Origin of the sequence: Pectobacterium parvum, assembly GCF_020971565.1 — a bacterium.
In the GTDB taxonomy this organism is placed as follows: Bacteria; Pseudomonadota; Gammaproteobacteria; order Enterobacterales; family Enterobacteriaceae; genus Pectobacterium; species Pectobacterium polare.
This window is the reverse complement of record NZ_CP087392.1, coordinates 1,377,155-1,390,543: the sequence shown is the minus strand read 5'-3', so window position 1 is coordinate 1,390,543 and position 13,389 is coordinate 1,377,155. Positions and strand designations below refer to the sequence as shown.

Here is a 13,389-nt window from a genome sequence, read left to right as displayed (position 1 = left end):
CATTCTCGGACTATTCGTTATCAGACAATAAGGGCAGCTCGATGCGGAAACACACATCAGCATAGTCCACGGTAATTAGGCTAAGCTCACCACGCATACGACGAATGCAATCACGCGCGATGCTCAACCCCAGTCCGCTTCCCTTGACTGCACCACGGCGCTGATGGCTGCCCTGATAAAAGGGCTCAAAAATCATGCTCCGCTCTGCATCAGGAATGGGCGTACCATTGTTGGCGACATCAATCTGAACGCGATTGCCAATCTGACGGCTATAAATCCAAATGTTACCGGATTCCTTACCGTAGTGCACCGCATTGGAATAGAGATTATCGATCACTCGCATCAATAGCGTCGTCTCCGCCCAACAGTGATCAACGGCTAGCGTCACATCGGTATGAATCATTTTGGCACGAGCAGGCAAGCTGTGAGAGGCCACGACAATATCGACGATTTCTTCGATTTCCACTCGCTCCAGCTCGGTCGGCGTATCCGCCAGCTTACGATTATAGTCCAGCAGTTGATCGATCAGCTGTAGCAGGTGGCGGCTGCTGCTATCAAGAATAGCGACGACCTCTTTCTGATCGGTAGTCAGCGGACCGACCACTTCATCGGCCAGCAATTCGGTGCCTTCACGCAGGCTAGCCAGCGGTGTTTTCAGTTCATGGGAGATATGCCGTAAAAACTCATGTCGCTGTGATTCGAGCCAGGATAGACGCTCGCTCAGCCAGATAATGCGCTGCGCCAGTGTCCGAATCTCACGCGGCCCTTTAAAGGTGCTGGTGTTACCCAACGAGCGCCCTTCTCCAAGGCGGTTAATCATTCGCTCGACGCCATTAACGGGGCCGATAATCATCCGAGTAAAGAGAACCACCAGCAGCACGCTGACCAGAAACAAGAGCAGCGCCTGCCAGCCAAAGAACTGGCCTCGTTCGGAAATAGCCTGCTGAAGTTGTTGCCCGCGGGAGAAAACGACGTCACGCGTCACCTGCACCATTTGTCCGTTAGCGCGCGAGAACCCTTCCAGCAGGCTGGATGCCGTTTGTTCCGGGCCGCTGTTATGGCAGCGTATTTCGCCGAGCTGAGTCAGGAGTTGACGTAGCGTCTGGTAATAACGGGGATCGGGCAGTACCTGCGCGTGAGAATCCAGCATTTGCAAATACTGTTTACGCTGGTTTTGATAGAGCGTCGCCAGCGTCTGATCGTCCAATACGCAGTATTGTCGATAGCTACGCTCCATCGCCAGCGCGACGCTGGTCATTGCCTCGCTGCGGCGGGCATCCGTCAGCGTTGTCCGGTTAATATCCGCAGCCTGTTCGCTCAGCATGTTCAGGCTTTGATAAGCCTGATAGGCCAGCACCAACAGCGGCAGCAACACCAGCAAGAACGCCATAATTACTAATTGCCGCAGGGAACGCGGGAATAAACGCCATCGTTTCAAAGAAATCATCTCGTTACCTATCGAATCCGCTCTGATGCTAACTGAGTCTTATAAAAGTTCAACGTTTTCCCTTACGACATGCGCAACGCTTCGCAATGTGGCATGAATACCAATGTAAGGACGGCAAAAATCACGCCGTAAAAACAATCAAGGGGGTTCTCTGGGAAGACGTGGCGGGTTAAAACGTCACGCGGCCAGAAGAATCACTCCTTCTGGCCGCGTAACCGAATAGGCGGTGCCTCACTCAACGTGTCGCCCGATGCTTGATAACGTTCGTTTTCACGCCCGATTATCGGTCTGGTGGACGATAGGCACCCTTTCTTTTGGCATCATTCCAGATGTTATGAGCGAAAATGTTTGCCAGTTAGCAACGCAATCATAACCAGTTGAATGAGCAACTACACTCAACATGCACTTATGATGCCAATCTTAAAATAAATAAATTAAGATCATGATTATTAGTGGTTTTTATTTTAAACCCAACCAAAAAACAAATAACCCAAAATACCAATAACGAAAATACGCGCAAAAGAGACGCTTTATGTCGCTAAAAACAGACAGCTTTATGATGCCATCACACCATTCATATAAATCAAACAGTTAAATGTCACCAATTAGAGACAGTAAAAAGCCTGTCCGTCGCAAAAAAACGACAAACTGAGAAAATAGACGTAAAAAAGGGGCCGAAGCCCCTTTCTCTCACTGACCTTAACTTAGCCCAGCTGTCTACGCGCATTGCGGAACATACGCATCCACGGGCCATCCTCGCCCCACTCTTCCGGGTGCCAGGAGTTACTGACGGTACGGAACACACGCTCAGGGTGCGGCATCATGACGGTTGCCCGACCACTGGTGCTGGTTACTGCCGTAATACCGTTTGGCGAGCCATTCGGGTTAGCCGGATAGTTCTCGGTTACCTGACCGTAGTGGTTGATATAACGCAGCGCCACCAGACCGTGTTCTTCAATCGCCGCCAAATGCGCATCGTCGCGGACTTCGACTTGTCCTTCACCGTGTGAAACGGCAATCGGCATGCGCGATCCGGCCATGTCATTCATGAACAGCGACGGGCTTTTCTCCACTTCGACCAGACTGAAGCGCGCTTCAAAGCGATCGGATTTATTGCGAACAAAACGCGGCCAGAGATCGGCACCCGGAATCAGCTCACGCAGGTTAGACATCATCTGGCAGCCGTTACAGACACCTAACGCCAGCGTCTGAGGACGCAGGAAGAATTCAGCGAATTCATCACGAACGCGAGAGTTGAACAGAATGGATTTAGCCCAGCCTTCACCCGCGCCTAGCACGTCACCATAAGAGAAGCCGCCACACGCAACCAGCGCCTGGAAATCCTGCAAGTTACGGCGATTCGCCAGCAGGTCACTCATATGGATGTCAATTGCATCAAAGCCCGCACGGTGGAACGCCGCCGCCATTTCGACATGAGAGTTCACACCCTGCTCACGCAGCACTGCCACTTTAGGACGGACATTCTTAGCGATATAAGGTGCAGCAATATCTTCTTTCGGATCGAAGGTCAGCGACACGTTCAGGCCAGGATCGTTATCATCCTGTCTGGCGATGTGTTCCTGATCGGCACACTGCGGGTTATCACGCAGGCGCTGCATCTGCCAGCTGGTTTCAGCCCACCAGCGACGCAGCGTTGAACGACTTTCCTGATAGACGGCTTCTGCACCCTGATTGATGGTGAAACGCGTGCCTTCTTCAGCATGACCAAGGTAATGCACGCAATCTGCCAGACCATGCAGTGCCAGAACCGCTTCCACTTCCGCACGACGTGCCGCAGGGATCTGAATGACGGCGCCAAGCTCTTCGTTAAACAGCGTCGCCAGCGTATCCTCACCCTGAGACGCGATATCGACAGTCACGCCGCAATGGCCAGCAAACGCCATCTCTGCCAGCGTAACCAGCAGGCCACCGTCTGAACGGTCGTGGTAGGCCAGAAGCGCTTTGTCCGCGACCAGCTGCTGCATGGCGTTAAAGAAGCCTGCCAGTTGCTCTGGGCTATGCACATCTGCCGTCTTACGACCCAACTGACGATAAACTTGTGCCAGCGCTGTAGCGCCCAGTGCTTTATTACCTGCACCCAAATCGATCAGCAGCAACGCATTATCCTGTCCGGTACGCAGCTGTGGCGTTACCGTGTTACGCACGTCTTCCACGCGGGCAAACGCAGAGATCACCAGCGACATCGGCGAGGTTACCGCGCGATCTTCGCCCTCTTCCTGCCAGCGAGTTTTCATCGACATGGAGTCTTTACCCACCGGAATCGTCAGACCCAGCGCAGGGCACAGCTCTTCACCCACGGCTTTCACCGCATCGTACAGTCCGGCATCTTCGCCCGGATGCCCGGCTGCTGCCATCCAGTTCGCAGACAGCTTCACGCGAGTCAGCGGGCCGATATGCGTGGCCGCAATGTTCGTCAGCGCCTCACCCACAGCCAAACGCGCGGAAGCGGCGAAGTTACGCAGCGCGACTGGCGCACGTTCACCGATAGACATTGCCTCGCCATAATAACTATCAAGGCTGGCGGTAGTCACCGCACAGTCAGCCACCGGCACCTGCCACGGACCGACCATCTGGTCGCGGGCTACCATTCCGGTAACAGAGCGGTCGCCAATGGTGATCAGGAAGGTTTTTTCGGCAACAACAGGCAAGTGCAGCACGCGCTCGACCGCTTCTGCCAGATAGATTTCATCACGCTGTAACGGCGTGCCTTCTACCTGTTTGCGCTCAACGTCACGCAGCATCTTCGGCGTTTTGCCCAACAGCACATCCAGCGGGAGATCGATAGGCTGGTTGTTGAAGTGACGATCGTTCATCGTCAGATGCAGTTCTTCCGTCGCCTCGCCAATCACCGCATAAGGCGCACGTTCACGACGGCAGATTTCATCAAACAGTGCCAGTTGCTCTGGCGCAACGGCCAGAACGTAGCGCTCCTGCGATTCGTTACACCAGACTTCCAGCGGGCTCATGCCCGGCTCGTCGTTCAGAATATCGCGCAGTTCAAAGCGACCACCGCGACCGCCGTCACTCACCAGTTCCGGCATCGCGTTGGACAGACCACCCGCGCCGACATCGTGAATAAACAGGATCGGGTTGGCTTCACCCAATTGCCAGCAGCGGTCGATCACTTCCTGACAGCGGCGTTCCATTTCTGGGTTATCACGCTGTACAGAAGCAAAATCCAGATCCGCATCAGACTGACCCGATGCCATAGAAGAGGCTGCACCGCCGCCCAAACCGATATTCATGGACGGTCCGCCCAGTACAATCAGTTTGGCACCGACGATAATTTCGCCTTTTTGGACGTGATCGGCGCGGATGTTACCAATGCCGCCCGCCAGCATGATTGGTTTATGGTAGCCGCGCAGCTCTGTACCATTGTGGCTGTCAACGCGCTCTTCATAAGTACGGAAATAACCCGTCAGTGCAGGACGACCGAATTCGTTGTTGAATGCCGCGCCGCCCAGTGGGCCTTCGGTCATGATATCCAGCGCGCTGACAATACGCTCTGGCTTGCCGAACTCTTCCTCTTCCCACGGCTGGACAAAGCCAGGAATGCGCAGGTTCGAAACGGAGAAGCCCACCAGACCCGCTTTCGGCTTGGAGCCACGGCCTGTCGCGCCTTCGTCACGGATTTCACCACCGGATCCCGTTGCTGCGCCCGGCCACGGTGAAATGGCGGTTGGGTGGTTATGCGTTTCAACCTTCATCAGGATGTGTGCATCTTCCTGATGGTAAGTATATTGCCCGTTGGGATCGGTGTAGAAACGGCCGACGGCGGAACCTTCCATGACGGCGGCGTTATCTTTATAGGCAGAGAGAACGTGATCGGGGGTGTGTTCAAAGGTGTTTTTGATCATTTTGAACAGTGACTTCGGCTGAGTGACGCCATCGATCACCCAATCAGCGTTAAAAATCTTGTGGCGGCAGTGCTCAGAGTTCGCCTGTGCGAACATATACAGTTCGATATCGGTTGGGTTACGGCCCAGTTTGGTGAAGGCTTCCAGCAGATAGTCAATTTCATCTTCTGCCAATGCCAGTCCCAGACGGACGTTCGCCTCTTCCAGTGCCTGACGCCCTTGCAGCAAAATTTCGATGCGCTTGAAAGGAGCAGGTTGATGATGAGAGAACAGCGCTTCGGCCTGTTTCAGGTCGCTAAATACGCTTTCCATCATCCGGTCATGCAGCAGTGCCCCCAGTTGCTGCCACTGTTCATCGCTCAGCGTAGGCGCATGAATATAGAAAGCCAGACCACGCTCCAGGCGCAGTACTTTGCTTAATCCACAGTTATGGGCGATATCCGTTGCTTTGGAAGACCACGGTGAAATCGTGCCGGGACGCGGCGTGACCAGTAACAGATGGCCTTGCGGTTCGTGCTCCGCGAGAGAAGGACCATACTTCAGCAAACGTGTCAGTTTGGCCTGTTCATCGTTGTTCAACGGGGCGCTGACATCGGCGAAATGTACGTATTCAGCATAGATATCACTGACCGGCAAAACGTGCTCTTTGCAGCGGACCAGCAATTTATTAATACGAAAAGCCGATAAAGCAGGTGAACCACGCAGTATTTCCATAATCTAAAGTTCTCTCGTCTTCGATGCACTGGCTGCGATACAGCCATGGGGCACAACAGGGGGGAAACGCGCATATTATAGAGAATCCTTCCCTCGGACGAAACCGTTTGCGTGGCGATAATTTCACTTCGCGTCCGACGAGTGATTAATCGGTGACCAAATCAATAAAAGTTGCACACTGGCGGTTTGTTAAGCAAAATGCCCCCACTCTGGGAAATGACGTATAAAAAAACTGCCGTTACAGACAGCCTGGCCACATGGCCGCCGAGAGATAACTATTTGAAGCCGTTAAAATTAAATTATTTTTTCATCGGGATTATCACGTTACTGCTGGCGTTAGCGCTATGGCCTAGCATTCCCTGGCGCAGTAGCCAGGATGTACAGCTCAGGCAGATCCTCTCACGCGGTGAGTTGCGTATCAGCACAGTCAACTCACCGCTGACTTATGCCGTGAGCAACGGATCCCCGACAGGTCTGGACTATGAACTGGCAAAACGGTTCGCCGATTACCTCGGCGTCAAGCTGGTGGTCTCGTCACGCAAGAATCTTGACGAGTTGTTTGACGATCTGGGCGGTGACGATGCCGACCTGCTGGCTGCCGGGCTGATCTACAACCACGAGCGTCTGGAACGCTTTCGTGCCGGCCCAACCTACTATTCCATTTCACAACAGATGGTGTACCGCCTCGGTTCACCCCGCCCAAAAACACTGGATAAACTGCAAGGCCGCCTCGTCGTCACATCCGGTTCCGCCCACGCCGCGACACTGCGCGATCTAAAAGCAGAGAAATACCCGCAGCTAAGCTGGGAATCGGCTTCCGATCAGAGCACGCAGGAATTACTGAAGCAGGTTGCCGACGGCAAACTGGACTATACGCTGGGTGATTCGGTCACCATCGGTCTGATGCAGCGAATTCATCCGCAGCTTGCCGTCGCCTTCGATCTCAGCGATGAAGAGCCGGTTACCTGGTATATGCGCCGTTCACACGATGACAGCCTGTCCGCCGCGCTGCTGGATTTCTTCAGCCAGATTGTCGAAGACGGTACGCTCGCGCGTCTGGAGGAGAAGTATCTCGGTCACGTTGGCGAATTTGACTATGTCGATACCACCACGTTCCTGAGCGCGATTGATGAAACGCTGCCGGATCTGCGCCCGCTGTTTGAAAAATACGCCACCGATATCGACTGGAAGCTGCTGGCCGCTATCTCCTATCAGGAGTCACACTGGAACCCGCTGGCGACTTCTCCTACCGGCGTGCGCGGGCTGATGATGCTCACACGCAACACGGCAGAAAGCCTGAACGTCACCGATCGAGTCGACCCAGAGCAAAGTATTCGCGGCGGTGCGCAATATATGTCGCACATGATGCAGAAAATGCCGGACACCATCCCGGAAGATGAAAAAATCTGGTTTGCGCTGGCGTCTTACAATATGGGATACGCCCATCTGCTTGATGCGCGTAAATTGACCGAAAAACAGAAGGGTAACCCCGACAGCTGGGTCGATGTGAAGATGCGCCTGCCGATGCTGAGCCAGAAGCGCTATTACACTCAAACCACCTACGGCTACGCGCGCGGACATGAAGCCTATAACTACGTGGAAAACATTCGGCGTTATATGGTGAGCCTAGAAGGTTATCTGATAGAAAAAGAAGCCAAAGTGCAGCAACAAACCCAGATCGCACAAGGCTATCCGGCCGTGCCTCTCAGCAAGGTACCGGAATAAAAGAACCGAAATAGATCCGTATGGAAGGAAAAATGCCTCGCTACTCCTGCGCGGCGTTTTTCTCGCTTTTTTCTGCGGCACGACGGGCTTTATGCTGTTCACGACGTAGGCGAAAGAACGTGCTGAGCGTTGCAGAGCATTCATCAGCCAGAATGCCGGGTTCAATCACGATCTGATGATTCATGCCGGGATGGCGCAGAATATCCACCAGCGACCCCGCGGCCCCCGTTTTCTCATCTGACGCACCGTAAACCAAACGGCCAATACGGCTGTGTATCATCGCGCCCGCACACATGATGCACGGCTCCAGCGTGACATACAGCGTCGTCTCCAGCAGGCGATAGTTTTGCAACACCAGCCCTCCCTGCCGCAACGCCATGATCTCAGCGTGCGCGGTAGGATCGTGATGCCCAATCGGCCGATTCCACCCTTCGCCGATGGCTTCGTTATCCAGCACCAGCACCGCACCAACCGGCACTTCGCCTTCATCCTGAGCACGCTGAGCCAGCGTTAATGCATGACGCATCCAGTATTCATCGTTACGCAGGCTAACCACGTTTCCTCACTCGAACATTCATATTTTGGCGGCGCATTATACCTATATGAAGAGATGAAAAAATCAGATGAAGGAATGAAAAAATCATTCCAGCTGTTGCAGGCTACCTTCGGGGGTGACTCGCCAGCGATGTTCGCAAAAATAGAGTAGTGGATTGTCCTGTTTGCTGTCGCTGTAACCGCTGTAGAGCTTGAGCGGCGCGCCAAGACGCTGCTCCATCTGCGCCACTTTTTCATGTCCGAGACAACGCAACGTTAATACCCAACCGCCGTAGCGGCGTGTAATCTGGCTTCCCATCAGGCGAACGCCGGGTAGAAAAGGCGAATCATGATAGACCTGTTCCACCAGCCGCTGCGGCGATCCGGTCACCAGCCAGACCTGTGCTTCGCTGTCTTCAAGATAGGTTTTCAGCCGCTGCTGAACCTGCGGAAACGGAATGACATCATGACGAAACGCGCCGACAAACTGCTTTTCCAGTTGAACCAACTCGTCTTCATCACGCCCAAACGTAATCGCCCACAGCAGCCAGCTCATCGGCCACCGGGTCGCGCGACCACGAATCAGTAGCCCCAGCCCGATAATCGGTAATAGCGGGACAACCAGAACGAGATTTAACGGCAACCGACGAAGTAAAAAACGCAAAAAGCTGCCAAACATGTCCTGCTGATGCAACGTGCCATCCAGATCAAAAAAAACAATGCGTTGCTCTCGCTTATCACTCAAAACGTGTCCCCCGACTTACACCAAGAAAATCTTATCCACCAATCAGCGCCTCACGCAGATAACCGTTGTGCTGTTTCAGGCGCTCACGCGCCGCTGCAACATCAATATTAGCCAGAAGCATCAGAATCGCAGGCTTAACTTCATTATCTGCCTGTACCAGCGCCTGCCGCGCCTTTTCCCGCTCGGCATCCGTAGCTTCAACCACAATGCGGCAAGCCCGGTCCAACAGCTTCACGTTGGTTGCCTTCACATCGACCATCAAATTCTGGTACACCTTTCCCAGCTTAACCATTGCGCCGGTAGAAATCATATTCAGGACGAGTTTTTGCGCCGTTCCTGACTTCAACCGCGTCGACCCCGTTAATGCTTCCGGGCCAACCACCGGAGAAATCGCTACCTGCGCTTCTTGCGCGATGGGTGAATGCGGATTACAGGAGATCGCCGCCGTCCGGCAGCCAACGTCACGCGCATAGCGCAAGGCACCAATCACATACGGCGTCCGGCCTGATGCCGCAAGGCCGACAACCATATCCGCAGCGGTTAAGTTCAGCGCTTTTAAGTCAGCCTCACCGAGTGTAGGATCGTCTTCTGCACCTTCAACCGCCTTCAGCAGTGCACCCGGCCCACCAGCAATCAGGCCGATAACCAGCCCGTGTGGCACGCCAAACGTTGGCGGACACTCCGAAGCATCCAGTACGCCCAAACGACCGCTAGTTCCTGCTCCCAGATAGATTAGCCGACCACCCTCCTGCAACGAGGCCGTCGCCAGATCGACAGCCTCGGCAATCGCAGGTAAAACCTGCGCAATGGCTTCAGGCACTTTCCGATCTTCCTGATTAAACGCGTGCATCATCTCCAGCGTAGAGAACTGATCCAACGCCATCGTCGCCGGATTCCGAGTTTCGGAAACCAGCTTCCCTAAATTAAGGTTCTCTCCATCCGTCACATCTGAACGCATTCTGCTACCCCATGCTTTGTGCCAGCGCTTTCTACACGCCTATGACAAACAACCATTTTCACCACTATACTGCTTTTGAGACCTATGAAAGTACGCTATTCTGCATCAAATTCACCCTCCACATGCATCTCGCAAGGTAAACAGAGAAACCTCAGTGCGACTCTCCGGGTTCAGGCTCTCCAGTTACACGCTTTTCTTTATTAGCTGTCTGCTGTTTCTGCTGGCGGGTTCCCTACGTGCGGACTGGGATTTTATTACCATTAATCAGCGAACCGAGCAGCTTTATGGCCCGGCAACGCCCGATGCTCGCCGCCGAATAGATGAATGGCAGACGCTGTTGGTCAATTCCCGCAATAAAGAGGAAAAGGCGCTGCTGAGCAGCGTGAACCAATTTTTCAATGACCGTATGCTGTTTCGCGATGATATTGTCGTCTGGAATCAGGAAGATTACTGGGCTACGCCGATTGAAGCACTGCGTAAAGGTGCGGGGGACTGCGAAGATTATGCGCTTGCCAAGTATTTTACGCTGCGCCATTTAGGCGTCTCAGCGGACAAATTACGCATTACCTACGTTAAAGCCCTGCGCCTGAATAAAGCGCACATGGTGCTGACCTATTATCCCACGCCAACCTCGATTCCACTGGTGTTGGACAATCTGACCGACAAGATCCAACCGGCGACAGAGCGCAATGATTTAGTTCCGGTGTACGCCTTTAATGGCGGTGGTCTCTGGCTGCCGGGTGCCAGCGGCAGCAACAAACGCGTCAGTGACAGTAAACGACTTTCACGCTGGCAGGATGTATTAACCAAAATGCGTGCCGAAGGGTTTTCAATTGAGGAGTAAGGGTAGGCTATGTCTCTATACAAACAATTACTGATAGCCATCTGCCTGTTTGTGCTAATTATTTTCAGCGGGAGTTTTTTCGTCAGCCTGGAAAATTCGCGTGAACAGTACAATAACCAGCTTCACTCTCACGCGCAGGATGCCGCTACCGCGCTGGGCCTTTCCCTGACGCCGAATATCGATGATCCGGCAATGGTAGAGCTGATGGTCAGCTCGATTTTCGACAGCGGCTATTTTTCCAGTATTCGCGTGCGGGATTTAAAAACCAGCAATGTCACGCTGGAACGCACCGCGTCACCAGATATCCCTGATGTACCACGCTGGTTTGTTCAGTTAGTGGACCTGCAACCCGGCGCGGGCGAAGCCATCGTGATGCGCGGCTGGGAACAGGCGGCAAAAGTTGAAGTCGTCAGCCATCCAATGTTCGCGGTGACGCGACTGTGGCGCAGCAGTACGGCCTCTTTCCTGTGGCTACTCGGCTGCGGCACTCTGGGCGTGCTCCTCGGCGCGCTGTTCCTGCGCCGTCAGCTACGTCCGCTTGATTATATTGTCGATCAGTCGCTGGCAATTACCCGTCGTGAGTTCCTTAGCCAGCCAGATTTACCCAATACGCCAGAATTCCGCCGCGTCGCGCAGGCGATGAACCTGATGGTTAGCAAGCTCAAAACGCTGTTTGAAGAGGAAGCAGAGCGGAGCGAGCGCTTACGTCAGGACGCCTATCAGGATCCTCAAACCGGATTGAATAACCGTCGCGCGTTTGACATGCAGTTCAACGACAAACTGGCCGACGAAGAAACCGCCCCAGGCTTCCTTATTATGATTCGCGTTCAGGATCTGGCGGGGATGAACCAACGGCTGGGCGGCCAGCGCACCGATGCACTATTAGCTTCCGTCGGGCATATACTGCGCAAAATGCAAAAACAGCATACCAATGCGGAGAGCCTTCTGGCACGTATCCGCGGAGGGGAGTTTGCGCTGTTCTGCCCAGGGTTGGTCGATAAAGAAGCCTATGCGCTGATTGGCGAACTGACGCGCAACATCGAAACCTTGCATCTAACAGGCGAAACCGACGTCTCCCCTGTCGCCCAATTCGGCATGGTGCCTTTCCGCCCCGGCGACACCGCGCAGTCCCTGTTTATTCAAGGCGATCAGGCGCTCACGCGGGCCGAAAGCAATACCGATACCACCGCGCCTCATGAGATTCCGTCCGTCAGTACCGAACAGGTCGAAACCGATCGCCATATGTGGTTTAACCTGCTCGATCCCATTTTGGAACAGGAACGCTTGCAGCTTTTCCTGCAACCGGTCGTCGCGTGTGACGATCCCAGTCAGGTACTGCATCACAAGGTGTTAGCCCGTATTCAGGATGAGCAAGGAAACAGCATCGCGGCAGGCCGCTTCCTGCCGTGGATCCAACGCTTTGGCTGGGATACCCGTCTGGATCAAACCATGCTGCGTGAAGTGCTGGACTATCTCCGCCAGCACGACGGTAATCTGGCACTGAGCCTGTCCGGCACCACGGTTCTGAATCTTCATCTACTTGCCGATCTGCTTGCCCCGTTGAAGCATCAGCCTGATGTCGCCAGACGACTGATTCTGGAGCTGGATGAGAACCAATTGCCAGACAGCGCCCAACTGGAAGCCTTAATCAAGCTGCTGAATGAGCATGGCTGTGCTCTGGGGCTACAGCACTTTGGCGGGCGCTTTAATATGATCGGCAACCTGTCGCAATGGGGGCTGGCTTACCTGAAAGTCGACGGCAGCTACATCCGCAATATCGATCAGGAAGACGATAAGCAAATGTTTATCGAAGCACTGTATCGCGCGACCAACAGTATTGCCCTGCCGCTTATTGCCGAACGTGTTGAAACCGCAGGTGAGCTGAAAGTACTTCAGGAGATGGGATTACAGGGCGCGATGGGACGGTTGCTGGGTGAACCAGCGCCGGCGATCAGAATCTGATGCCACATCATTTTGGCTAACAGCGTTTAACGACCCCGGCTTCTCACTACGGTATTGAGAAGCCGGAAACGGCTGAACGGGACGTTAAGGGATGATTTCTTCTTCAAAGCGCTATGTCTTTAAAACAGTTAGCCTTTAAAACACAAGCCGTTAAAACAGTAAGTCTTTAACACATTGACTATTCTTCAAAACATAGTCTCTTCGTCGTCGCCAATCAGCTTGTTCAATCCGCCATTCAGGGCTTCACGCGCCTGCGCACGGTTGATCAACTTCAGCTGTGCCGCCTGAGGGAAATCGGTAATGCTGACCACGCCTTTCTGAATCAAAACCTGAATTAAATCCTCCAGCACGCGCACCATTTCCAGATCGCTTTGCCGCAGCTGTTGGAGACTGGACATCGCTGCCTGATGACTGCGGAACCAGGCCTGCGCCTCACGCGAATCATCGGACAGTTCGCCGTTCATTTCAGGAAAAGGACTCTTTTCTACCTTCATCAGGTGGCCATCACTGTCGCGCTGGATATAAAACATGTTCGGAGACCTTTTAAGTTTTTGATAAAAAAGGGAGCCGGGCAAGCTCCCC

General features: G+C 53.8%; 9 protein-coding genes. 3 read left to right on the top strand and 6 right to left on the bottom strand.

The features are described 5' to 3' along the window. Nucleotides 1-10: 10 nt before the first annotated feature. The gene (locus LOZ86_RS06175) at nucleotides 11-1,447 is read right to left on the bottom strand and encodes a sensor histidine kinase (RefSeq protein WP_039487569.1); all 1,437 of its coding nucleotides are present in this window, start codon (nucleotides 1,445-1,447) and stop codon (nucleotides 11-13) included. A 704-nt stretch (nucleotides 1,448-2,151) separates the two neighbouring features. Next, nucleotides 2,152-6,039 (bottom strand): phosphoribosylformylglycinamidine synthase, encoded by a 3,888-nt coding sequence (gene purL / locus LOZ86_RS06170; RefSeq protein ID WP_039487571.1) that lies wholly within the window; start codon nucleotides 6,037-6,039, stop codon nucleotides 2,152-2,154. A gap of 216 nt (nucleotides 6,040-6,255) precedes the next feature. On the opposite strand from purL, the gene mltF reads away from it, so the two are divergent. Beyond that, the gene (mltF, locus tag LOZ86_RS06165; protein ID WP_039514180.1) at nucleotides 6,256-7,764 is read left to right on the top strand and encodes a membrane-bound lytic murein transglycosylase MltF; all 1,509 of its coding nucleotides are present in this window, start codon (nucleotides 6,256-6,258) and stop codon (nucleotides 7,762-7,764) included. A gap of 40 nt (nucleotides 7,765-7,804) precedes the next feature. On the opposite strand, the gene tadA is transcribed toward mltF, so the two are convergent. The 3 genes from tadA to murQ all read right to left on the bottom strand — a co-directional run bounded on the left by tadA (nucleotide 7,805) and on the right by murQ (nucleotide 10,001). Beyond that, nucleotides 7,805-8,290, bottom strand: coding sequence for a tRNA adenosine(34) deaminase TadA (gene tadA, locus LOZ86_RS06160; protein WP_039487582.1), 486 nt, complete (start codon nucleotides 8,288-8,290; stop codon nucleotides 7,805-7,807). A 114-nt stretch (nucleotides 8,291-8,404) separates the two neighbouring features. After that, complete coding sequence (yfhb, locus tag LOZ86_RS06155; RefSeq protein WP_039280576.1) at nucleotides 8,405-9,043, bottom strand: phosphatidylglycerophosphatase C; 639 nt, start codon at nucleotides 9,041-9,043, stop codon at nucleotides 8,405-8,407. A gap of 31 nt (nucleotides 9,044-9,074) precedes the next feature. Next, complete coding sequence (murQ, locus tag LOZ86_RS06150; protein ID WP_230242967.1) at nucleotides 9,075-10,001, bottom strand: N-acetylmuramic acid 6-phosphate etherase; 927 nt, start codon at nucleotides 9,999-10,001, stop codon at nucleotides 9,075-9,077. Nucleotides 10,002-10,155: 154 nt separating this feature from the next. Here murQ and lapG point away from each other — a divergent pair, with 154 nt between their 5' ends. Together lapG and lapD are read left to right on the top strand one after the other, a co-directional pair. Further along, nucleotides 10,156-10,845, top strand: a complete 690-nt coding sequence (gene lapG / locus LOZ86_RS06145) for a cysteine protease LapG (RefSeq protein WP_039487577.1) — start codon at nucleotides 10,156-10,158, stop codon at nucleotides 10,843-10,845. 9 nt (nucleotides 10,846-10,854) lie between these two features. Continuing rightward, a complete protein-coding gene (gene lapD, locus LOZ86_RS06140; protein ID WP_039487579.1) occupies nucleotides 10,855-12,807 on the top strand; it encodes a cyclic di-GMP receptor LapD in 1,953 nt (650 codons plus the stop codon). 185 nt (nucleotides 12,808-12,992) lie between these two features. Here lapD and LOZ86_RS06135 read toward each other — a convergent pair whose 3' ends face one another. Beyond that, nucleotides 12,993-13,337 carry a hypothetical protein gene (locus LOZ86_RS06135; protein ID WP_014916239.1) on the bottom strand — a complete coding sequence of 115 codons (345 nt, stop codon included), beginning with the start codon at nucleotides 13,335-13,337 and terminating at the stop codon, nucleotides 12,993-12,995. Between the last annotated feature and the right edge of the window lie 52 nt (nucleotides 13,338-13,389).

Coding starts and splice junctions, on each gene's coding strand:
- LOZ86_RS06175 (WP_039487569.1), bottom strand. CDS start 1,447: ATGATTTCTTTGAAACGATGGCGTTTATTCCCGCGTTCCCTGCGGCAA.
- tadA (WP_039487582.1), bottom strand. CDS start 8,290: ATGCGTCATGCATTAACGCTGGCTCAGCGTGCTCAGGATGAAGGCGAA.
- mltF (WP_039514180.1), top strand. CDS start 6,256: ATGACGTATAAAAAAACTGCCGTTACAGACAGCCTGGCCACATGGCCG.
- purL (WP_039487571.1), bottom strand. CDS start 6,039: ATGGAAATACTGCGTGGTTCACCTGCTTTATCGGCTTTTCGTATTAAT.
- LOZ86_RS06135 (WP_014916239.1), bottom strand. CDS start 13,337: ATGTTTTATATCCAGCGCGACAGTGATGGCCACCTGATGAAGGTAGAA.
- murQ (WP_230242967.1), bottom strand. CDS start 10,001: ATGCGTTCAGATGTGACGGATGGAGAGAACCTTAATTTAGGGAAGCTG.
- lapD (WP_039487579.1), top strand. CDS start 10,855: ATGTCTCTATACAAACAATTACTGATAGCCATCTGCCTGTTTGTGCTA.